At 61.0% G+C, this 22,228-nt stretch carries 19 protein-coding genes and 1 pseudogene; 15 read left to right on the forward strand and 5 right to left on the reverse strand.

Features of this window, described 5'->3' with window-relative positions:
- Window positions 1-8: 8 nt before the first annotated feature.
- The 3 genes and pseudogenes from IPP03_00560 to IPP03_00570 all read left to right on the forward strand — a co-directional run bounded on the left by IPP03_00560 (window position 9) and on the right by IPP03_00570 (window position 5,981).
- Window positions 9-1,559 carry an SIR2 family protein gene (locus IPP03_00560; protein MBL0351268.1) on the forward strand — a complete coding sequence of 517 codons (1,551 nt, stop codon included), beginning with the start codon at window positions 9-11 and terminating at the stop codon, window positions 1,557-1,559.
- On the forward strand, window positions 1,556-5,008 hold the full coding sequence (locus IPP03_00565) for a WD40 repeat domain-containing protein (GenBank protein ID MBL0351269.1): 3,453 nt from the start codon (window positions 1,556-1,558) through the stop codon (window positions 5,006-5,008). The genes IPP03_00560 and IPP03_00565 overlap by 4 nt, the downstream gene beginning before the upstream one ends.
- 42 nt (window positions 5,009-5,050) lie before the next feature.
- Window positions 5,051-5,981 (forward strand): annotated as a pseudogene (locus IPP03_00570) (DUF3616 domain-containing protein).
- A gap of 112 nt (window positions 5,982-6,093) precedes the next feature.
- On the opposite strand, the gene IPP03_00575 reads toward IPP03_00570, so the two are convergent.
- Window positions 6,094-7,302 carry an aspartate/tyrosine/aromatic aminotransferase gene (locus IPP03_00575; protein ID MBL0351270.1) on the reverse strand — a complete coding sequence of 403 codons (1,209 nt, stop codon included), beginning with the start codon at window positions 7,300-7,302 and terminating at the stop codon, window positions 6,094-6,096.
- 75 nt (window positions 7,303-7,377) lie between these two features.
- Here IPP03_00575 and uvrB point away from each other — a divergent pair, with 75 nt between their 5' ends.
- Window positions 7,378-9,450 (forward strand): excinuclease ABC subunit UvrB, encoded by a 2,073-nt coding sequence (gene uvrB / locus IPP03_00580; protein ID MBL0351271.1) that lies wholly within the window; start codon window positions 7,378-7,380, stop codon window positions 9,448-9,450.
- Entirely contained in the window at window positions 9,447-9,929 is a 483-nt protein-coding gene (locus IPP03_00585) for a low molecular weight phosphotyrosine protein phosphatase (protein ID MBL0351272.1), read from the forward strand. The genes uvrB and IPP03_00585 overlap by 4 nt, the downstream gene beginning before the upstream one ends.
- 65 nt (window positions 9,930-9,994) lie before the next feature.
- Here the strand turns inward: IPP03_00585 and IPP03_00590 are convergent, their stop codons facing one another.
- The gene (locus IPP03_00590) at window positions 9,995-12,667 is read right to left on the reverse strand and encodes an Rne/Rng family ribonuclease (protein MBL0351273.1); all 2,673 of its coding nucleotides are present in this window, start codon (window positions 12,665-12,667) and stop codon (window positions 9,995-9,997) included.
- A gap of 397 nt (window positions 12,668-13,064) precedes the next feature.
- Here IPP03_00590 and IPP03_00595 point away from each other — a divergent pair, with 397 nt between their 5' ends.
- Complete coding sequence (locus IPP03_00595; GenBank protein ID MBL0351274.1) at window positions 13,065-14,081, forward strand: RluA family pseudouridine synthase; 1,017 nt, start codon at window positions 13,065-13,067, stop codon at window positions 14,079-14,081.
- The gene (locus tag IPP03_00600; protein MBL0351275.1) at window positions 14,078-14,728 is read left to right on the forward strand and encodes an HAD-IA family hydrolase; all 651 of its coding nucleotides are present in this window, start codon (window positions 14,078-14,080) and stop codon (window positions 14,726-14,728) included. Before IPP03_00595 ends, IPP03_00600 begins: the two co-directional genes overlap by 4 nt.
- A 187-nt stretch (window positions 14,729-14,915) precedes the next feature.
- Here IPP03_00600 and IPP03_00605 read toward each other — a convergent pair whose 3' ends face one another.
- Window positions 14,916-15,062 (reverse strand): hypothetical protein, encoded by a 147-nt coding sequence (locus IPP03_00605; protein ID MBL0351276.1) that lies wholly within the window; start codon window positions 15,060-15,062, stop codon window positions 14,916-14,918.
- Between IPP03_00605 and IPP03_00610 the strand changes: the two genes are divergently transcribed.
- Entirely contained in the window at window positions 15,061-16,023 is a 963-nt protein-coding gene (locus IPP03_00610; protein MBL0351277.1) for a S49 family peptidase, read from the forward strand. The genes IPP03_00605 and IPP03_00610 overlap by 2 nt on opposite strands.
- 6 nt (window positions 16,024-16,029) lie before the next feature.
- Here IPP03_00610 and IPP03_00615 read toward each other — a convergent pair whose 3' ends face one another.
- A complete protein-coding gene (locus IPP03_00615; protein ID MBL0351278.1) occupies window positions 16,030-16,737 on the reverse strand; it encodes an SAM-dependent methyltransferase in 708 nt (235 codons plus the stop codon).
- Window positions 16,737-17,318: a septum formation inhibitor Maf gene (gene maf, locus IPP03_00620; GenBank protein ID MBL0351279.1), complete on the reverse strand. Its 582-nt coding sequence runs from the start codon at window positions 17,316-17,318 to the stop codon at window positions 16,737-16,739. The genes IPP03_00615 and maf overlap by 1 nt, the downstream gene beginning before the upstream one ends.
- Window positions 17,319-17,441: 123 nt before the next feature.
- Here maf and IPP03_00625 point away from each other — a divergent pair, with 123 nt between their 5' ends.
- The 7 genes from IPP03_00625 (at window position 17,442) to acpP (ending at window position 22,167) form a co-directional block, all read left to right on the forward strand.
- Window positions 17,442-17,918: a DUF177 domain-containing protein gene (locus IPP03_00625; protein ID MBL0351280.1), complete on the forward strand. Its 477-nt coding sequence runs from the start codon at window positions 17,442-17,444 to the stop codon at window positions 17,916-17,918.
- A gap of 18 nt (window positions 17,919-17,936) precedes the next feature.
- A complete protein-coding gene (rpmF, locus tag IPP03_00630; GenBank protein MBL0351281.1) occupies window positions 17,937-18,116 on the forward strand; it encodes a 50S ribosomal protein L32 in 180 nt (59 codons plus the stop codon).
- A 54-nt stretch (window positions 18,117-18,170) separates the two neighbouring features.
- A complete protein-coding gene (plsX, locus tag IPP03_00635; GenBank protein MBL0351282.1) occupies window positions 18,171-19,202 on the forward strand; it encodes a phosphate acyltransferase PlsX in 1,032 nt (343 codons plus the stop codon).
- On the forward strand, window positions 19,203-20,165 hold the full coding sequence (locus IPP03_00640) for a ketoacyl-ACP synthase III (protein MBL0351283.1): 963 nt from the start codon (window positions 19,203-19,205) through the stop codon (window positions 20,163-20,165).
- A gap of 17 nt (window positions 20,166-20,182) precedes the next feature.
- Window positions 20,183-21,109 carry an ACP S-malonyltransferase gene (gene fabD, locus IPP03_00645; protein MBL0351284.1) on the forward strand — a complete coding sequence of 309 codons (927 nt, stop codon included), beginning with the start codon at window positions 20,183-20,185 and terminating at the stop codon, window positions 21,107-21,109.
- Window positions 21,110-21,115: 6 nt separating this feature from the next.
- Window positions 21,116-21,856, forward strand: a complete 741-nt coding sequence (gene fabG, locus IPP03_00650) for a 3-oxoacyl-ACP reductase FabG (protein ID MBL0351285.1) — start codon at window positions 21,116-21,118, stop codon at window positions 21,854-21,856.
- Between the two features lie 74 nt (window positions 21,857-21,930).
- Window positions 21,931-22,167, forward strand: a complete 237-nt coding sequence (gene acpP, locus IPP03_00655; GenBank protein ID MBL0351286.1) for an acyl carrier protein — start codon at window positions 21,931-21,933, stop codon at window positions 22,165-22,167.
- Window positions 22,168-22,228: the final 61 nt, after the last annotated feature.

The raw sequence follows: 22,228 nt of genomic DNA on the forward strand, positions 1-22,228 counted from the left end.
AACCGCAAATGCACCTCCGCTGTTTCATTTCCTCGCCGGGAGACGTTGCCAGGGAAAGAACCTTGGCGCAGGAAGTGGTCGAGCAGGAGATCCCGAAGGATCCTCTTCTGCGCGGACAGGTGACATGCGAAGCGGTGCGTTGGGACGACTCGGCGGCACCGGCGGCCATGCCGGCAACCCTGACGCCCCAGGAAGCGGTGAATCGGGGGCTGCCCAAGCCGTCGCAATGCGATGTGGTCATCGTCATCCTGTGGTCGCGCATGGGAACCCAGCTGCCGGATACGTTCCGCAGGAAGGATGGTTCGGCCTATCTCTCGGGTAGCGAGTGGGAGTACGAGGATGCCCTGCAAGGCAATCCACCGGCACCGCCACCGCATGTTCTCGTCTATCGATGCACCAGTGCGGTTTCCATCGATCCAGACCAGCCAGACGCGGCCGCCAGGCTCGAACAGCGCGGGCGCGTGCGGCAGTTCTTCAACCGTTTCAGGAATCCGGACGGATCGCTGCGCGGAGGATTCGCCGAGTACGACTCGCCCGAAGCCTTTCGCGACCATCTGCGCAACGATCTGCGCGCCTATGTTCAGCAGCGGCTTGCCGATCAGGCACAGGAGCAAACGCGTTCATCCGAAAAAGCGCCGCCGCCGTTTGGCGAAATCGCCCGCGCTCTCTGGAAGGGGCGCGTGGTGCTTTTCATCGGCGATCGGGCGACGTCGACGGAGCGCTCCCCCGACGCGGTTCCCGGCAGTGCGCAGGCGCGCTACCTTCCGAGTGGTGTTGAACTGTCGCACGTTCTCGCGGAAGACATGGCGTTGCACGCGGACGATGACGATCTTGCGCAGGTTTCGTCCTACTACGAGACTTTCCAGGGTCGCCCGGCGCTGCGGGAGCGCTTGCGCCAGATCCTGGTCCCGCAGGCGGATGCTGGAATCTGCGTTCCTCCGCTGTACGGTCTTCTCGCGGAGGTGCCTGTTCCGCTTCTGATTCTGAGCACCGGCTTTGACACCCAGATCGAACAGGCATTCCGCGCGGTCGGGAAGCCTTACGATCTGGTAATCTATCCCGCCGACCGCAAGGATCTCGCCAGCGCCGTTCTCTGGTGGCCTCACGGCGACACTCAGCCGCGGACCCCGTCTCCGAACGAGCTGGACATCGATCTGGCGACGACGACGGTGATCTTCAAGATGCACGGCTCGGTACGCCCGGAAAATGACGAGTGGGATGGGTTCGTGATCACCGAGGACGACCACGTGGAGTTCCTCTCGCGGGTGGCGGCCAAGTCGGCGATTCCATCGCTGTTCTTTGCATATCTCCGTGACCGCAGCCTGCTCTTCGTTGGCTGCCGCCTGCACGACTGGAACCTGCGTGTTGCCATACGCAGTCTGAGTCGGTACTTCGCCCGGCGCACGACGGCGGAAGCGGATGAAGAAATTCCGTCGTGGGCTGTCGATGAACAGATATCGGAACTCGAAGTAAAACTCTGGCAGCGGCGCGGGGTGTATCCCTTCCAGATCGTGATCGACAAGTTCGTCGCAAAATTGCGGGAGAGGGCGCCAAAATGACCGCAGCGCGCGACCTTGAGACTTGTCCGTACGTCGGTCTCCAGCCATTTCTCGAGGAGCACCGCGAATATTTCTTCGGGCGTCAAAAGGATCAACGCATCATCATCGCCAACGTACTGGCCTCGCCGCTAACAGTTTTCTATGGATCCAGCGGCGTCGGCAAGAGTTCGGTGCTAATGGCGGGCGTGGTTCCGCAACTTCATCGCGACCGGCCCCGGATTCCCGTCGTCGTTTTCCGTGAGTGGGTCGGAGAAGACTTCCAGCAACGGCTGGCCCGGGCCTGCATCGCGGCGGTGAGGAATTGCGTCGGGGACGCGAATCTGCCGGCGGAAGACTTGCCGCTGGATGAACTGTTGCGCGCCTGTTGCGAGTGCGCGCGCGAAACCGTTCTGGTCATCCTCGATCAGTTCGAGGAGTACTTTCTTTACCACGAGAAAGGGAACGCGCCGACCTCCTTCGAGGCGCAGCTTGCACGCGCGATCAACCGGGAGGACGTGGATGTCGGCTTCCTCATCGCGATGCGCGAAGACAGTCTGGCCAAACTAGACCGCTTTCAGGAGCGTATCCCCAACCTGCTGAGCAACCGCTTGCGCCTCAAACACCTCGACGCCGACGGCGCGGCGGAGGCCATCCGTTGCCCACTGGAAGTCTGGAACCGCAAAAACGCCTCCATGCTACCGGTTTCCGCCGAGGACGCCCTGGTGTCGGCGTTGATCGAACAGGTCCGAGCCGGGCGCGTCTCAGTGGGCCACCAGTCCGGCGGCGCGCCATTGAGGAATGAGGACGGGCTAGTCGAGGCGCCCTTCCTGCAACTGGTGCTGACCCGCTTGTGGTCGCAGGAGATGGCGGGGCAGTCCCGGGTGCTGCGCCGGGTGACGTTCGATCGCCTCGGCGGGGCGCAGGAGATCGTGCGCAGCCATCTGGGGGCAGTGATGTCGCAGCTAGACGAGACGAGCCAGGCCGTATGCGCAACCTTCTTCGATCGCCTCGTCACGCCGAGCGGAGGCAAGGTCGCCTGCGCTCGCGACGACCTTTTGGGCTGGGCCGGCCCGCTCAGGGAGTACGTTCCACAGGTTCTGCACGCCTTGTCGGAACAGCGCATCCTGCGCACGACGGCGTCGGCGATCGACCAGCCGGAGGCAACGTATTACGAGATCTATCATGACGTGCTCGCCGCGGCGCTGGTCGAATGGCGGCACCGTTACGTCGAGAAACAGGAGCGCGAAGCCGCCAGCAGGCAACAGCAGGAGGAGGCTCGCCGCCGCAGGCAGCGGCGCCTGCTAATCGTTGCCTCGGCTTTTGCGCTGATTACGGTTCCTGGCTGGCTGTATTCCTTCATCCAGCATCACCGTGCCGAGGCAAACGCGAGCGCCGCCCGAGTCGCCGTGATCGCGCAGACGGACCCGGTGCGAGCCCTGGATGTCGCCATCGCGGCGGCCGACGAGACGCGCCAATTCCTTCTGCCCGCAACCCCCGAGGCCGAGGATGCGCTGCGTCAGGCGATACGTGCCACGGGCTATGAGCCGAGGACGGCAGATTTCGGCGACTGGGTATGGGGTGTGGGTTTCAGCCCGAACGGCGACAAGGTTGCGGTCGGCACCAGGGGCCGCAAGGCGACAGTCTGGAGCTTGAACCTCGACTGGCCGGACGCGTCGGCACCAAGTCTGAGTTTCGATCAGGATGTGCGAACAGTCTCCTTTCTCGGCAACGATGGCCGATTGCTGGTGACCGCGGGCAAGGTCGCCTACGTCTGGGATCTCGCCCGGCCGGAGATTGCGACGGCATTCGAACACGGAAGCCTCATCTACGACGCGGTCGCCATCAGCGCCGATGGCAAGCGCCTTGCCACGGCGGGCCAAGGCGTGGACGGAAAGGAGCGCCTGATCAAGGTGTGGGATCTGCAGTCGCCGACTAGCCAACCACTGGCCGTGATCGACCTGAGCGGGGCGTGGGTGATGGGTCTGGCCTTCAGCCCTGACGGATGTTGCCTGGCGACGGTCAGTGTAGAAAAAGGTGCGGCTGACAGAACCCATACGGAAATTTGGGGCATCGCCACCCGGAAGCGTCTGCTAAGCCTGCCGAATCGACAACCGGGCGACGCCGTGCAGTTCACGCCGGACGGCAAGAAGATTGTCGTCGCCGGTCGGGACAACCGCATTCGTATCTTCGAGCCGGCGAAGGGCGAACTGGACGAGATCCTCGCTGCAGATGCTCCTTCCGGACGGGAGCGACTTGATGTCCCGTGGGACATCGATGTTCTTGCGGGCCACACCGATCGCGTTCGCGACATCGCCATCAGCCCCGACGGATCGCGCATCGCGAGCGCCAGCGGCGACCAGACGGTGAGAATCTGGGACAGCGCCACCGGTGAGAGTCTGCTGGTGCTCAAGGGGCACCGCGGCTGGGTCGAGGCGGTGGCATTCAGCGCTGACGGTCGACGCGTGGCGAGCGGCGGACGGGACAACTTGGTCAAGGTGTGGGACATCAGCCGCCACACGTCGCCGCTGCATGGCGTCGCCTTCAGCCCCGACGGCAGGGTGTTGGCGACGGCGGCGGCCGATGGCATCGTCAAGATCTGGGATGTTTCCGGCGACCTACCGGCGCTGCGCTTTACCCTGGCCGGGCACAAGGGCGAGGTTTATCGCGTCGCATTTGACCCAACCGGCAGGCGCCTGGCCACGGCGAGCTTCGATAACACAGCTCGCCTGTGGGATGTCGCGACGGGACAGCCCATGGAGTTTGTCGCCAAGCATGACGACCAGTTGCGGGATGTCGCCTTCAGCCCGGATGGTTCGTATCTGGCCACGGCCAGCGCCGATGGCCACGCGCGTCTCTACCGATGGAACGAACCCGGTGCTGAATCAAATCCTGTGCTCCTTCCCAAGGTGCGCGCGCAAAAGTATTCACAGATTATGGCTGTCGCGTTTCATCCGGGTGACGCAACGCTGGTCACTGTAAGCAGCGAGGGATTGCTCAAGCGCTGGAGCCGCGCTGGCGAGGAACTCGGGCAAATCTCATTGAACGGGGTTCGCCTCGGCGACGTCGCCATCAGCACTGACGGAAGCAGGCTGGCGGCCCTGGCGCCGAGAGCGTTGTACATGTGGGCTTACGCGGATCTGGCCAAGTCGACGGCGGATTCGCAGAAATTGATCGGGTTGCCGCGAAACACGTACTGCTATTCAGTCGCGTTCAGCGCTGACGGCAAGCAGGTCGCGGTGGCCTGCGAGGATTCGGCGGTGCGCCTGTACGACGCGCAATCCGGCGAACTGGTCAAGACGATGACCATACACAACGGGCCCGTTGGCGAGATTGCCTTCAGCCCGGATGGCAAACGGATTGCGACCGCAAGCGCCGATCGGACATTCGCCGTTCTGCCCGGCGCGGGCGAAGACGTCTATCGACTGGCCACGCGTATCCGGCAGTGTTCGCCAACCGGCGGCGGCGACTGAACGCGCCGCAGGCGCCGGCAATCTTGATTGGAGACGGCTGTAGTGGCACAGAATGACATACCCAGCTTTCAACCCCTGACCGGCGTCTACGAGTCATCCGGCATCCAGCAGCTCGCCGACGGCCGCTTCATCGTCATCGAAGACGAAGAGAAGCATGCGCTCTGCGCTCAGCTTGCTGAGCATCGATGCCGACCGCATCAGGTGCACGGCCCTGGAGGCACCATTCTGGTCGTGGGGCGATGGCGACTTCTGGAAGCTTGACGACCTCGAGGGTGTTACCGCCGACCGGACCGGCAACATCTACGCCATCACCTCGCATTCCCGAGACAGCAATGGCGACGAGCGGAAATCCAGGGAAAGACTGGTGCGCTTTCGCATCGAGGGCGAAAGCGTCGTCGATCCCAGGGTGATCGGCAGCCTGAAGGTTGCCCTGGCGGCAGCGCACCCGGAACTTGCCGCCTCCGCCGGGATACGCCAAGTCAAGAGCGAAGGTGGGTTGAACATTGAGGCGCTGGAGATGAGCGCCGACCAGAGGCGCCTGCTGATCGGATTTCGCAGTCCGCTGCTCGGAGAGTGGGCGATCATCGCCAGCATCGAGAATCCCGACGCCATCTTCGACGGCGATGAGCAGCCGCGGATCGGCGCTACTTTGACGACACTCGATCTCGGGAGCAACGGCATTCGCGGCATGGCTTGGGTGACCTCTTTGGCCGGCTATTTGCTGATCGGTGGACCGATGGCCCGTGAACAGCTCGAATTCGATCTATGGTTCTGGGCTGGCGGCGATGAAAATCGACCGCGCCGGGTCAGCGTTGCGGGACTGTCCGGCTTCGAGCACGCCGAAGGGATCAGCGAAGCGGTGATCGACGGTCGCCAGTGTATCATCGTCGTCAGCAACGATGGTAGCCGGGAGGAGGGTCGTTTCGCCCGTTTCCTGATTATCGAACCGGAGCAGCTGAGAATCGAGGATTGAGCCACGAACGCCAGGTGAGCAGAGGAGTTCCACCTCCAAGTGAGTGCTCAGCCGGGCGCACGAAAAAAGGCGAGGGAGCCACCTCGCCTGGGTTGCTTGCTGTCCGCCCGGATCAGTCGTTGGTCACCGTGGCGATAGCCTTGGCAACATAATCGACGTTCTTCGAGTTCAGTGCAGCCAGACAGATGCGGCCTGTCGACACGGCATAGATGCCGAAGTCCTCCTTCATGCGCTCCACTTGCGCAGCCGTCAGTCCGGTGTACGAGAACATCCCGCGCTGCTGGACGATGAAAGAAAAGTCCCGCGCCACGCCCTGCGCCTTGATTGCATCGACCAGACTGATGCGCATGCCACGGATGCGATCACGCATCCCGGCCAACTCCGTTTCCCACATCTGGTGTAATTCAGGGGATGCAAGCACACCGGCAACCAAGGCCCCACCATGGATCGGCGGATTGGAGTAGTTGGTGCGGATGACGCGCTTGACCTGCGACATGACACGCGCCGATTCTTCCTTGCTCGCGGTAATGATGGTGAGCGCACCGACACGCTCACCATAGAGCGAGAAGCTCTTCGAGAAGGAGCTGGCGATAAAGAACTGGAGGCCGGAGGACGAAAGTGTGCATACAGCGACTGCGTCGGCGTCGATCCCGTCGGCAAAACCCTGGTAAGCCATGTCGAGAAAAGGTACCAGGTTCTTTTCCTTGCAAATTCCGACCACTTCCTCCCATTGAGCTTGTGAGAGGTCGGCGCCGGTCGGATTGTGGCAGCAGGCATGCAGAACAATGATAGAACCGGCTGCCACGTCATTCAGGGATGCCTTCATCCCGGCAAAGTTGACGCCGCGCGTGGCAGCGTCGTAGTAAGCGTAATTCTCGACGACAAAACCGGCAGATTCGAAGAGGGCGCGGTGATTTTCCCACGAGGGATCGCTGAGATATACCTTGGCATCGGGGTTGAGGCGCTTCAGATAGTCGGCACCGACCTTCAGCGCACCGGTACCGCCGAGTGCCTGGGCGGTGATCACCTGACCGTTGGCGAGCAGCGAGGAATCCTTTCCGAAAAGCAGGTTCTGCACGGCCTGGTTATAGGCGGGCGCGCCTTCGATCGGCTGATAGCCACGTGGTGGCGCTGCCTTCAGGCGAGTTTCCTCAGCAATCCTGACTGCGCCGAGCAGTGGAAGCTTGCCGTTGTCGTCAAAGTACACGCCGACGCCGAGATTGACCTTGGTGTCACGGGGATCGGTGTTGAAGGCTTCATTCAGTCCGAGAATGGGGTCGCGCGGGGCCAATTCCACCGCAGCAAAGATTGAAGAGGGCATAGGAACTCCATGAAATAATAGAAACACTGTCCGCGCAGCAGTGTTGCAGTGCGAGCAAAACCATGGAATTCTAGCATGAGTGAAACCAAGACCGACACTCCGGTTGTCTCCTTTAACGGCAGTCCCTACCGGCTGCACCAGCCATTCCTCCCAGCGGGCGACCAGCCCGAGGCAATCCGCCTTCTGGTCGCGGGACTGGCGGATGGATTGTCCTACCAGACGCTGCTCGGGGTCACCGGATCGGGCAAGACCTACACAATGGCGAACGTGATCGCCCAGACCGGTAGGCCGGCGCTTGTGCTGGCGCCCAACAAGACGCTGGCTGCCCAGTTGTACTCGGAGTTCAAGGAATTCTTCCCGGAAAACGCTGTTGAGTACTTCGTTTCGTACTACGACTATTACCAGCCAGAGGCTTACGTACCCTCGCGCGACCTGTATATCGAGAAAGACAGTTCGATCAACGACCACATCGAGCAGATGCGGCTATCGGCCACGAAAAGCCTGATTGAGCGGCGCGACGTGGTGATCGTGGCCACCGTTTCCTGCATTTACGGCATCGGCGATCGAGACGAGTATCACAACATGATCCTGACCATGCGGGTCGGCGATCGCCTGGACCAGCGTGCAATCGTCAGGCGCCTGAGCGAGATGCAGTACGAGCGCAATGACATGGATTTTCACCGCGGGATCTTCCGCGTGCGCGGCGACGTGATCGACATTTTTCCCGCGGAGCATGCCGAGCACGCGATCCGTGTCTCATTGTTTGACGATGAAATAGACGGCTTGCAGTTTTTCGACCCACTGACAGGCCACCTGTTGCACAAGGCGCTGCGCTTCACGGTCTTTCCGGCTTCGCATTACGTGACGCCCCGTGGAACGGTGCTGCGTGCCATCGAGGCGATCAAGGAAGAACTTCTCGAGCGCGTTGATTTCTTCTCCCGGAACAACAAGCTGGTCGAAGCCCAGCGCATCGAACAGCGCACCCGTTTCGATCTCGAACTCCTCGACCAGATCGGCTTCTGCAAGGGAATCGAGAATTACTCGCGCCATTTCTCGGGCCGCCAAGCGGGCGAACCGCCACCGACCTTGATCGACTACCTGCCGTCCGATGCATTGATATTCATCGATGAGTCGCACGTCACCATCGGCCAGGTTGGTGGCATGTACAAGGGTGATCGCTCGCGCAAGGAAAACCTTGTCGGTTATGGCTTTCGCCTGCCTTCAGCGCTGGATAACAGACCCTTGCAGTTCAATGAGTTCGAGGCTCACCTGCGGCAGACGATCTTTGTCTCGGCAACGCCGGCAGACTATGAAAACCGGCGCACCGGACAGGTGGTCGAGCAACTAGTGCGGCCAACCGGACTGATCGACCCCAAGGTGATCGTGCGACCCGCGTCCACTCAGGTCGATGACCTGCTATCGGAAATCCGGCAACGGGCGAATGCCGCGGAACGGGTGCTGGTCACCACGCTGACCAAGCGCATGGCGGAGGACCTCACCGATTTCCTGGCAGACAACGGGGTCAGGGTGCGTTATCTGCACTCCGACATCGACACGGTCGAGCGGGTCGAGATCATTCGTGACCTGCGTCTAGGCATGTTCGACGTATTGGTCGGCATCAATCTGCTGCGTGAGGGGCTCGATATTCCCGAGGTTTCCTTGGTCACGATTCTTGATGCTGACAAGGAGGGATTCCTGCGCTCCGAGCGTTCGCTGATCCAGACAATGGGCCGTGCGGCTCGCCATATCAATGGCACAGCGATCCTCTATGCTGATACGATTACACAGTCGATGCAGCGGGCCATCGGTGAAACCGAACGGCGTCGCGCGAAGCAGATTCTCTTCAATACGGAACACGGGATCACACCGCGTGGCGTATCAAAGACGATCAAGGACATGATCGACGGTGTCTATGACGCGGAGTCCGCCCAAAGTGAACTGAAGGCGGCGCAACAGCAGGTGGCCTACGAGGCCATGGGTGAGAAGACAGTGGCAAGGGAAATCCGGCGCCTGGAAAAAGTGATGCTCGAGTCGGCGCGAAATCTGGAATTCGAAAAAGCGGCAACCGCTCGCGATGAATTGTTCCGCCTGCGGGAACGGGTATTCGGTGCGGCGCCGCATGACCGCGATGGAGATGAGGTGATATGAGCTATCGAGTGTTGCTGGTCTGCATGGGCAATATCTGCCGTTCTCCAACGGCCGAAGGAGTCTTGCGAAAATATATACGAACCAATATGTTGGAAGAGTTTGTTGAAGTTGATTCTGCTGGAACGCATGGTTACCATGTCGGAGAGGCGCCGGATTCCAGGACGCAGCGTGCTGCGGCGGCAAGAGGTTATAACCTTTCTCAGTTGCGGGCCCGCAAGGTTGCGGCACAGGATCTCGAATACTTCGACCTGATCCTGGCAATGGACAAGAGTAATCTCGACAACCTGCGCCGTATGGCTCCACCAGAGAGTCATGAGCGCCTCAAACTGTTCATGGAATACGCCAGAAACTTCGACGATGACGAAGTCCCTGATCCTTACTATGGTCTGGGGCATGGGTTTGACCTCGTCCTCGACATGATTGAGGACGGTGCCCAGGGGTTGGTCGACGAACTCAGGCGGCGCGTCGACGAGGCTTGAACCGAGGGCGGAGAAAAGACGAAGGGGCGCCCGTGAGCGCCCCTTCGTTTTCCTGTATCGCCCGCCTATTTGGCGGTTTCAACCATGACCAGCGGCGCTTCACCGGCCGGTGTTCGCGGCTGCTGCTTGCGGGGCCGGCCAAGGTGGGGTTCCGGTTCGTTTGGAACGACTGCGGCAGGCGCCGTCGTCTGAACAAGGATCAGCCCGCTCTCGGTCAGTGCCTTTTCCAGCGCGACCTCCTGCGTGACGGCGGCGGGTATCGGCAACGAGGTAGTTTCGCTGCTTTTTGCAATGTCGACCGTAACCGCTTCAGGCGCGGAGATCTCACTGGCCAGCAAAGCTGGAACGGTCTCGCTAGCCAACAGGGCGGCCTCCGAGACAACCGGCAATGCGTCGACTGGCGCCGATACCGTGGAAATCTCCTCTACAACCCCGGTCTCACCCTCGATTGGAGGAATCACGACCACCACCGGTTCCTTGCTGAATGGCGCGATGGAGTCGAGTGCTGCTTCCGTGACGTCCGTGGCAACGGCGCCGTCAGCGTCATTACGCCTTTCGCCGCGACTGCGACCACCCCTGCGACCCCGGCGGCGACTGGCCTGATCTTCGCTGGTGCCAACTCCTTCTTGGGCTGCGTTTGTGTCGGGCGGGAGGCTGTTTGGCACGACCTCGCCGGTCGTGACAGGCTGGATAAGCCTGTTTTCGACGGCTTGAGGTTGCTGGCGCGGCGGGCGTTCCTTGCGCTCGCCGCGCGGACGACGTTCCTGACGCTCGCCAACGGTTGCGTTCGCTTCTTCGCGCGAGATATTTTCGGCATTGCGCTCGCCGCGGACGGTGGAACGTTCCTGGCGTTCGCCGGTGCGCTCGCCGGGTTCCTCGCTGCGGCGACTGCTGGTGTTCCTGCCGCCGCGACGGCTGTCACGGACCGGCCCGCGCTCGCTGCGGCCTACGCTGCGGGCTTCGCCCGCCGCCTTGAGTGGTTCGGAAGCCGGTGGCGGTGCAGCAGGCGCCGGCGCCTTGCGGAACAGAGCGATGATCCTTGAAAAAACACCTTGTCCTGAATCCACTGGAGGCGTTGCAGGTGCTTCAACCGGCGCAGTGATTACTTTTTGGGATAGATTCGGCGCAGGTTGCTCCGGGGAAACGCCCTTGATGACGGCTTCCTGGCGGGGCTTGGCGACTTCCTGCTGGGTGGCCTGCTTTATTGCTTCCTCAAGCGGCACATCAACCATCTTGTAGGAAGGTTCGCGCGGGTCCTCGTTGTTCAGGTCATCATGGCGCAGCCGGGTAATCGTGTGGGCGGGCGTCTCGAGATGGAGGTTTGGGATGAGCAGCATGGTCACCTTGTGCCGCAACTCAATGGCCTGGATGTCGGGGCGCTTCTCGTTGAGCAGGAAGGTGGCGACATCGACGGGAACCTGGACATGCACGGCCCCCGTGTTCTCTTTCATTGCTTCTTCTTCCAGGATACGCAGGATGTGCAGCGCGGCGGATTCAGTGGAGCGGATATGGCCGGTGCCGGTGCAGCGCGGGCACGAGATGTAGCTGGTTTCAGCCAGGGCCGGACGCAGCCGCTGGCGCGACAGTTCCATCAGGCCGAAACGGCTGATCTTGCCCATCTGCACGCGGGCACGGTCGAATCGCAGCGCATCGCGCAGGCGGTTCTCAACTTCGCGCTGGTTGCGCTGGTTCTCCATGTCGATGAAGTCGATGACGATCAGGCCGCCCAGGTCGCGCAGACGCAACTGGCGAGCCAGTTCTTCAGCAGCTTCGAGGTTGGTTTTGTAGGCGGTTTCCTCAATGTCGGCTCCCCTGGTGGCGCGACCCGAGTTGACGTCGACGGCGACCAGTGCCTCGGTGTGATCGATGACGACAGCTCCTCCGGAGGGCAGATTGACCTGACGGACAAAGGCTGTTTCGATCTGGTGCTCGATCTGGAAACGCGAGAACAGCGGCACGTCATCGCGGTAACGCTTGACGCGGTTTACGTTGGCCGGCATGACGGTGCCCATGAAGGCGCGCGCCTGTTCGTAGACCTCGTCGGTATCGATAAGGATTTCGCCGATTTCCGGCTGGAAGTAATCACGGATGGCACGGATGACCAGGCTGCCTTCGAGGTAGATCAGGAAAGCGCCGCTCTGTTGCCGGGCGGCGCCTTCGATGGCGTTCCAGAGTTGCAGCAGATAGTTCAGATCCCACTGCAGTTCTTCAGCCTGGCGTCCGATGGCTGCCGTGCGGGCGATCAGGCTCATGCCGTTGGGCACCTCGAGTTCATCCATCGTGTCGCGCAGTTCGGTCCGCTCGTCGCCATCAACGCGGCGCGAGACGCCACCGCCACGCGGGTTGTTCGGCATCAGGACGAGGTAGCGGCCGGCAAGCGAAACATACGTGGTCAGGGCCGCACCCTTGTTTCCGCGCTCGTCCTTGTCGACCTGAACGATCAGTTCCTGGCCTTCCTTCAGCGCCTCGTTGATCTTGGCGCGGCTGACCTCGACGCCGGGCTGGAAATAGGCGCGGGAAATTTCTTTGAAGGGCAGAAAGCCGTGCCTCTCGGCACCGTAGTCGATGAAGCAGGCTTCAAGGCTGGGTTCGATACGGGTGATGACGCCCTTGTAGATGTTGCTCTTGCGTTGTTCCTTGGAGGCCGATTCAATGTCGAGGTCAATCAGTTTCTGGCCATCGACAATGGCGACACGGAGTTCTTCGGCCTGTGTCGCATTGAAAAGCATGCGTTTCATGATTTGGGGGCTCCAGCGCACCAAGGCACGCTGCAACGGAGTCCCGAGCAGGCAGCGACAGTTTCAGTTATCGGGTTGCGTCATGTGTAAGAGGGCAAAAGCGACGATGAAAGTGCTGATCAAGACATGGCCGCGAGATATTTTGTTGAAAGGCGCGACCTGAAAATTCCTGCAACGGGCGATCCGTGCGTGCTTACGGTGGGCATATCCATTACTATCACTACTTTTGGTGAGTGAACTTAACCGGTCGCTTCACGTTGGTCTGGCTTTTGCAACTGGCCAAGGGAGACTTTGGAGCCTGCCGCGTGACGGTCGCGCCTAGGGCGCGAAGCTAGCGGTCTGACGGTTCAGGATCTCCTGCAAACTGGGACATGAAGCGTGGGCAGTATATTGCAAAATGAATGGCGCTGGTAACAAATCAGTCACCCATCTGGTGATCGGCGCGGACGATCCGGGCCAGCGCCTCGACAACTTCCTGATTCGCATCTGCAAGGGTGTGCCCAGGAGCCATCTTTATCGCATTCTGCGCAGCGGTGAGGTCCGGGTGAATAGCCGTCGGGTCGACGCCGGTTATCGGCTGTGCGCGGGGGACTTGCTGCGTTTGCCGCCGCTGCGGACCGCCGAAAGGCCCCAACGCGAGGTAGACGAGGCTGCCAAGCAGCGCGTCGATCTGCCGATAGTCTACGAGGACGAAGCCATGCTGGTCATCGACAAGCCCAGCGGCATCGCAGTGCACGGTGGCAGCGGTGTCAGTTTTGGCGTCATTGAGGCACTTCGCCGGCAGCGCCCCGAGGCCCGCTTTCTCGAGTTGGCCCACCGTCTTGACCGCGAAACCTCGGGCATCCTGCTGATCGGCAAGAAGCGGTCAGCCTTGACGGCCCTGCACGACATGTTCCGCGAACACGGCGCGGGGGCCGACAAGCGTTATCTGGTGTTGGTCAAGGGGCGCTGGATGAACATTTTGCAGCACGTCAAACTGCCGCTGTACAAATATCTGACGGAAGGCGGCGAGCGGCGGGTATCGGTCAATCCGGAAGGCAAGGCGGCGCATACGGTGTTCCGGCTGCTGGCGCGCTGGCCGGAGATGAGCCTGCTCGAGGCCCAACTGAAAACCGGGAGAACCCATCAGATTCGGGTGCATCTCGCGCATCTGGGCTTTGCGATTCTTGGTGACGAGAAATACGGTGACTTTGCGCTGAACCGCGATCTCAAGCGCGCCGGACTCAAGCGCATGGCCCTGCATGCCTGGCGCATTGGGTTGCGGCACCCGCTCAGCGGAGCGCCTATGGAATGCAGCGCTCCACTGCCGGATGCCATCGCCAGCCACATTGCCGCGGTCGACGGCGAAAGTGCGCGTGAATTCAGTGCCGACAGTCTGGAACAAATCATCGGCCAACGGCTCTCAACTCCATGAAATACGATCTTGTGGTTTTTGACTGGGATGGCACGCTGCTCGATTCGGCGGGAGCGATTGTCCAGGCGATCCAGGCTGCGTGTCGCGACGTCGGACATCCCCCGCCGAGCGACGACCAGGCCCGGCATGTAATCGGACTTGGTCTAGCGGATGCGATGCGCCATGCGGTGCCGGATCTGCCGCTGGAGCGCTATCAGGCGATGGTTGATCGCTACCGTTTTCACTATCTCGGCGCCGATCATCGACTGACCTTGTTCGAGGGAATCCCCGAAATGCTTGCTGAATTGCATGCAGCTGGCCACATTTTGGCGATTGCCACCGGCAAGAGCCGCCTGGGGCTGGAACGGGCGCTCGATCATTCGGGGTTGCGCGCGCTGTTTCGGGCGTCGCGCTGTGCCGACGAATGCCATTCTAAGCCGCATCCGCAGATGCTTGACGAACTGATTGCGGAATTCGGCGTCGTGGGCGAAGCGACACTGATGATCGGCGATACCTCGCACGATCTCCTGATGGCGCACAATGCGGGTGTCGATGGTCTTGCCGTCACCTACGGCGCGCACCCTCACGATCATCTGCTCGAACACCATCCCTTGGCTTGTCTGCATACCGTCGCAGAACTGGGAACTTGGCTCCGGACAAACGCCTGATCTGCGACAGCACCGATCTTGTGGAGGCAGGCAAAAGGGCTTCCGATTCACGCACAACCAGCGGCAGAGCGAGGCGGATGCCTTTGCCGTTCGCTCTCGTTGGAAGGTCCTCGGCTACATCAACGAATGCGGCCACATTCCCGCAGAACTTGATTGGCTGCTGGGGGAGTTCTTCGATAATTCCAAGTTATACTTGATCTGCTCGGTTAATGGCGTGCTTTATGCTCTGGACTCGGGTCGGTGCCTTGGCGGGCGCTGTCAAGGCAAGGTCCTGGCGGCGCTTGCGGTCGACGAGGCTGATGGTCAGCTCTTTTTGGTACACGAAAGCGTTCATGGATAATCTCCAAGCCCCGAACAATTCCCCAGACTGGGAGCGGAAAACGCTCGAGAAGCTGTTGTTCGCGACACTTCAAGAACAGAGGAACCGGCGGCGTTGGGGAATCTTCTTCAAGTTCCTCGGTTTCGGCTATCTTGCTCTGGTTCTCGTTGTGCTGGTCGACTGGGGAACCGAGGCAACGCATCAGGAGCGCCATACCGCATTGATCAACGTGACCGGCATGATCGAATCGAAAGGCGCGTCCAATGCCGAACAGATGATCGAATCGCTGCAAAGCGCGTTCAAGGAAAAGAACGTTGCCGGGGTGATCCTGCGCATCAACAGTCCGGGTGGCAGCCCCGTTCAGGCCGGTATCATTAATGACGAGATTCGCCGGCTTCGCGCGAAACACCCCGAGACACCGCTCTACGCAGTTGTTGAGGATGTCTGCGCCTCAGGCGGTTACTACGTGGCTGCGGCGGCTGACAGGATCTATGTCAACAAAGCCAGCATCGTCGGATCAATCGGCGTCCTGATGGACGGCTTCGGCTTTACCGGAACGATGGAAAAAGTGGGTGTAGATCGGCGCCTGCTGACGGCGGGCAACAACAAAGGATTTCTTGACCCGTTCTCGCCACAGAATCCGAATCAGACAGCGCACGCACAGGTTATGCTCGATGACATCCACCAGCAGTTCATCGACGTGGTCAAGACCGGCCGTGGTGCGCGTCTCAAGGAAACCCCGGAAATGTTCTCGGGGCTGATGTGGACCGGTGACCAGAGCGTCAAGCTCGGTCTGGCCGATGATTTCGGCAGCGTCGATTCGGTCGCGCGCGACGTGATCAAGGCCGAGAAGGTGCTCGATTATTCGGTCAAGGACAATATCGCCGAGCGCTTTGCCAGGCGCCTCGGGGCTGGCGCCGTCAACAGCCTGTGGAAAGGGTTTGCCGAGACCTCGGCTGGCGTCAGCCTGCGCTGAAGCCGCTTAGGCCAGCAGCAGGAACACCGTTGGACGCCGCTCGATATCGGGCAGCGTTTGACTTTTCCATTGCTGTATCGTCCGTGTCACGACCGATTCACCCGGCAGCGTGAGATCTGTGGCCAGGGTCAGGCGGGTTGCCGGATCGCAGACCTGCAGGGCGGTTGCGAGAAACTGCCGGTTTCGGTAGGGTGTCTCGATGCAGATTTGCGTTTGCTGCCGTCGTCGCGACTCGCTCTCGAGGTTCCGCAATGCTTTTGCGCGCTCGCTTTCCCTTGTCGGAAGATATCCGTTGAAGGCGAAACTCTGTCCGTTCAGGCCGGAAGCCATCAGCGCCAGCAGCAGCGACGAAGGGCCGATCAGCGGGACGACGCGGATATTTTCCTGCTGGGCGAGCGCCACCAGGTTGGCCCCGGGGTCAGCCACTGCCGGGCAGCCCGCTTCCGAGAGCAGGCCGACGTCATGGCCAGCGCGCAATGGAAGCAGCAGGCGCTCCAGAGCTTCCGGCTGGGTGTGCTCGTTGAGATCGGCAAGCTGCAATTCCTGCAACGGCACGTCGGTGGCGACCGCCTTCAGGAAGGCACGGGCACTCTTCGGCTGTTCCACGATGAAGTGGGCGAGTGGACGCACGGCAGACAGCACGCTCGCCGGTAGAGATTCCTCAAGAGGTGCTGGGCCGAGCGGCACAGGTATCAGATAGAGCGTTCCGGCCATCAGGGAAGTGCCACGCCATGATTTCGCAGCAAGGTGCAAAGCGCGATGAGGGGCAGGCCGATCAGCGCACTCGGATCATCACCGGCGATACGGCTCAGGAGCGCGATCCCGAGACCTTCCGACCTGGCTGATCCGGCGCAATCATAGGCCGACTCGCGGCGCAGGTAACGTTCGATCTCTTCCTCCGTCAGGTCGCGGAAGGTGACCAGGGTTGGGACACCACAAACCTCGACGACGCCGGTGCGGGCGTTGTAGAGGCAGAGACCGGTATAGAAATTGACCGTCTTTCCCGAGAGGGTGCGCAATTGCTCGGCTGCGCGCTTGTGGCTTCCCGGCTTGCCGTAGATTAGGCCGTCGACCGTGGCCACCTGGTCACTGCCTATGATCAGGGCGTCGGGATGGGCGCTGGCGACGGCCTGGGCCTTGGCTTCGGCAAGGCGCAATGCCATTGCTTGAGGACTCTCGCCGAGGATACGACTTTCGTCGGTTTGCGGGCTGGCGACTTCGAACGGCAAGCCGAGGCGGTCCAACAATTCGCGGCGATATGGGGACGTCGATGCAAGAATCAGGGTCTGTGACATAAAAGCTCCAATACAACAAGGTGTTGCCGCAGTTTCTTGAAGTAGCACTTTGTTTTGACTTGACGGGCGAGAAATAATATCATTGCGCGTTTTAGTCGCAACAGTTTGAGATTGAAAAGGATTTTGGACGCATTCGCGTTTTCCCGGGAAGGCCGTGTTCTTGAAGGAACGCTGGCGCTGTCCAGCCTTGAACGCCTGCATGACCTGCTGGCGGAGATGGCTGGAGAAGTGAGCTTTTGCATCAGCGGGCTGATTGGGGAACGGGGAGAGTCGATGCTGCATCTGGAGGTTTCGGGGTCGCTCCCGCTGGCCTGTCAGCGCTGTCTCGAGGCCGTTCCTTTCGAGCTCGATGTCGACATTCTTCTGGAACTACTTCCTGAAGGTGCCGAGATGTCGCAGGACGAGCTGGAAGACGACACCCGTGATTTCCTGCCGGTGGCGGGCAAACTGGATGTGGCTGAATTGGTCGAGGACGAAATCCTCCTCGTCCTGCCGGTTGCACCAAGGCATGAAAGATGTGGTTTGCCGGGCACGGCCGATGCAGGCGAGCGGATTCATCCGTTCGCACAGTTGGCCGGACTCGGACGCAAGCCGAACTGATTTTTTTGGAGTAATGAAATGGCTGTTCAACAGAACAAGAAATCCCCTTCCAAGCGTGGCATGCATCGCGCTCACGACTTTCTGTCTAATCCGCCGCTGGCCGTCGAGCCAACCACCGGCGAAGTGCATCTGCGCCACCATATTTCGCCGAACGGCGTTTATCGCGGCAAGAAGGTTCTCAAGGCCAAGGGCGAGTGATCGTTCAATGAAGGGCAGGGGGTCCGTCCCGGGTCGCCTGCCTTTTATTTTGCCATGACAGCCCGCATCGCCATCGATTGCATGGGAGGAGACCACGGACCGTCGGTGACGGTGCCGGCGTCCCTGCGTTTTCTCGAAGGCCATCCAGCCGCCAGCCTGATTCTCGTCGGCCGCGAGGAGGTGCTGCAACCGCTGTTGGGCAAATGGGCCACGAATTCCCGCCTGCGCGTCGTCCACGCTTCGGAAGTTGTGGAGATGCACGAATCGCCAGCGCTTGCATTGCGCAACAAGAAGGATTCGTCGATGCGGGTGGCAATCAACCTCGTCAAGAATGGCGAGGTCGATGCCTGCGTGTCGGCGGGCAACACCGGCGCGCTGATGGCGATTTCCCGGTTTGTCTTGAAGATGATGCCGGGAATCGAGCGACCGGCAATCTGTGCCGCCGTGCCAACAGCCAAAGGGCATACCCACATGCTCGACCTCGGCGCCAACGTCGATTGTGGACCGCAGCATCTGCTCCAGTTTGGCATCATGGGCGCCATGCTCGTCGCCGCGATGGAGCACAGCGATCGCCCGACGGTCGGCATCCTCAATATCGGCGAGGAAGAAATCAAGGGCAACGAGGCGGTCAAGGCCGCCGCCGAGCTTCTTCGCGCGTCGGATCTCAATTTTATCGGCAACGTCGAAGGCGACGGCATCTACAAGGGCAATGCCGATGTCGTCGTCTGCGACGGCTTTGTCGGCAACGTTGCCCTGAAGGCGTCTGAGGGCCTGGCGCAGATGCTGGGTTCCTCGCTGCGCGGCGAGTTCAAGCGCAACTGGCTGACCAAGCTGGCGGCCGTCATCGCCATGTCCGTTCTCAACAACTTCAAGCAACGCTTCGACCATCGCCGTTACAACGGGGCCATCCTGCTGGGCCTGCGTGGCATTTCGGTCAAGAGCCACGGTTCGGCCGATGCCTTCGCCTTTGGCTACGCGATTGCCCGTGCCTACGACGCTGCCGAGAACCGCGTCCTCGAGCGGATCGCCGCGCGCATCGCGTTAACTGCTGATGCGCGGGTTACCAGAGCCGAGGAGATCGCCTGAATGTATGCGCGACTGACAGGCACCGGCAGTTGCCTTCCCGGCAATCCAGTCAGCAACGATGAACTCGTGGCGCGCGGGATTGATAGCAATGATGAATGGATCGTTTCGCGTACCGGCATTCGCAGTCGGTACCTGGCGACGCCAGGAACGACCTCGAGCGAGTTGGGCCTGGTCGCCGCGCAACAGGCGCTGGAAATGGCCGGCATTGCGGCCAGTGACATTGACCTGATCATCGTCGCCACATCGACTCCGGATTTCATCTTTCCCAGTACCGCCTGCCTGATCCAGGACAGGCTGGGCAGCAGCAGGGGCGCTGCCGCGTTCGACGTCCAGGCTGTTTGCAGTGGCTTTGTCTACGCTCTGGGGATCGCCGAGAAGTTTATCCGCTCGGGCAGCCACAGCAAGGCGCTGGTTATCGGTGCCGAAGTATTTTCGCGGATTCTCGACTGGAAAGATCGCGGTACCTGCGTGCTTTTCGGCGACGGCGCCGGCGCGGTGGTCCTCGTGGCTGCGGAGATGCCCGGGATCCTTGCCACAGCGATGCATGCCGATGGCAGTCAAAATGGCATCCTGAACGTTCCGGGTCAGGTTTGTGGGGGCCAGGTGACTGGCGACCCATTCCTGCGCATGGACGGTCCGGCGGTGTTCAAGTTCGCCGTGCGAGTTCTGGCCGAGGTCGCCGAAGAAGTGTGTCTGGGGGCGGGTATCCACACCAGCGCGGTAGACTGGCTGATTCCGCATCAGGCAAATATTCGTATCATGGACGCCACGGCCAGGAAACTCGGTGTTGACCGCGGCAGGGTGATTGTCACCGTCGATCGGCATGGCAACACTTCCGCCGCTTCGGTTCCGCTGGCGCTTGACGAAGCGGTCCGTGACGGACGCATCCGGACGGGGCAACGGGTGCTGCTGGAAGGCGTCGGCGGTGGCTTCACTTGGGGTGCTGCCCTGCTCGAATTCTGATCCGGGAGAGGGAAAGGATGTCATTCGCTATCGTGTTTCCAGGCCAGGGCTCCCAGAGCGTTGGCATGATGGCTGCCTACGGCGATTCCGCCGTGGTGCGCGCAACCTTCGATGACGCTTCCAGCGCCCTCGGCGATGACTTGTGGACAATGGTCGCCGACGGTCCGGCGGAAGTCCTTGCCCAGACGGTGAATACGCAGCCGGTCATGCTGACCGCCGGCATCGCTGCCTGGCGGCTTTGGCGGGAGAGGGGCGGTCGCATGCCCGCTGTCGTTGCCGGTCATAGTCTCGGCGAGTATTCGGCGCTGGTTGCCGCCAATGTCATCGAACTCAAGGATGCTGTGCCTCTCGTTCGGCTACGCGCGGCCGCCATGCAGGAGGCCGTTCCGGTCGGAACGGGTGCGATGGCCGCCATCCTTGGCCTCGATGATGCAGGCGTCGCTGCCGCCTGTGTCGAAGCCGCCCAGGGCGAGGTTGTCGAGCCGGTCAATTTCAATGCCAGCGGTCAGACGGTCATTGCGGGGCACAAGAATGCCGTCGAGCGCGCCATGGAATCCTGCAAGGCGCGTGGCGCCAGGATGGCCAAGGCGCTGCCGGTTTCCGCACCCTTTCATTCGTCGCTGATCCGTCCGGCAGCCGACAAGCTGGCGGCGCGTCTGGCCGAACTGGATTTCCGAAGGCCGGTTGTTCCGCTGATCAATAATGTCGATGTCGCCATCGAGAGTGATCCGGCGCGCATCAAGGATGCGCTGGTCCGTCAGACCTACAACCCAGTACGCTGGGTCGAGACCATCCGGAAAATGGCGAACTGTGGCGTGTCGACCGTAGCCGAGTGTGGTCCGGGCAAGGTGCTGGCCGGCCTGACCAAGCGCTGCGCCGATGGCGTTGCCGGTATAGCGCTGGTGGATGCCGCTTCCATCGAAGCCAACCTTGGTCTGGAGTAGACCATCATGCTGAACGACAAGATCGCTTTCGTTACCGGCGCCACGCGCGGCATCGGTCGGGCCATTGCGCTGGAACTTGGCAAGCGGGGCGCGACCGTGATCGGCACGGCGACCAGCGAAGACGGTGCCGCCAGGATTTCCGCCTATCTCGCCGAAGCTGGCGTCAGGGGCAAGGGAGTCACGCTTGACGTCACCGATGCCGCCCGGATCGATGGTGTTCTGGCCGATGTCGCCAAGGAATTCGGGGCCATCACCATTCTTGTCAACAATGCCGGGATCACCCGTGACAACCTGGCGATGCGCATGGGTGACGACGAGTGGGACGCCGTGATCGATACCAACCTGAAGGCGGTCTTCCGTGTAACGCGCGGTGTCACGCGCGGAATGATAAAGGCGCGCTTCGGACGCGTGGTCAATATCACTTCGGTTGTCGGCCATTCCGGCAATCCGGGCCAGGCCAACTATTGCGCCGCGAAGGCTGGCGTAGCTGGCTTGACTCGTTCGCTGGCACGGGAGCTTGGCAGCCGCAACATCACGGTGAACTGCGTCGCGCCGGGCTTCATCGCGACCGACATGACGCATGCCTTGACCGAAGAGCAGAAGCAGGCCATGCTGGCTGCCATTCCGCTTGGTCGTGCCGGCACCCCTGACGATATTGCCGGCGCCGTGAGTTTTCTTGCATCGCCCGCAGCCGCCTATGTTACGGGCACAACAGTGCATGTCAATGGTGGCATGTTCATGGATTGATTTCGCTAAGCTCGGGCTTTTGATAAACTAGCAACGTTTTTTTACGCACCCCCAAGAGGGAAGGAGTTTTTCTAATGGATAACATCGTAGAGCGCGTCAAGAAGATTGTCGCCGAGCAACTGGGCGTCAATGAAGCGGACATCAAGAACGAGTCCTCGTTCGTTGACGATCTCGGGGCGGATTCGCTGGACACCGTCGAACTGGTCATGGCGCTTGAAGAGGAATTCGAGTGCGAAATACCTGATGAACAGGCTGAAAAGATCACCACGGTCCAGCAGGCGGTCGACTATATCCTGGCCAACAAGGCCTGATTCATATCGCCTGATTCAGCGACAAGGCCGGCCCCATGGCCGGCCTTGCCGCATTTGCATT

This window comes from Candidatus Dechloromonas phosphoritropha, from assembly GCA_016722705.1.
Classification (GTDB): domain Bacteria; phylum Pseudomonadota; class Gammaproteobacteria; order Burkholderiales; family Rhodocyclaceae; genus Azonexus; species Azonexus phosphoritrophus.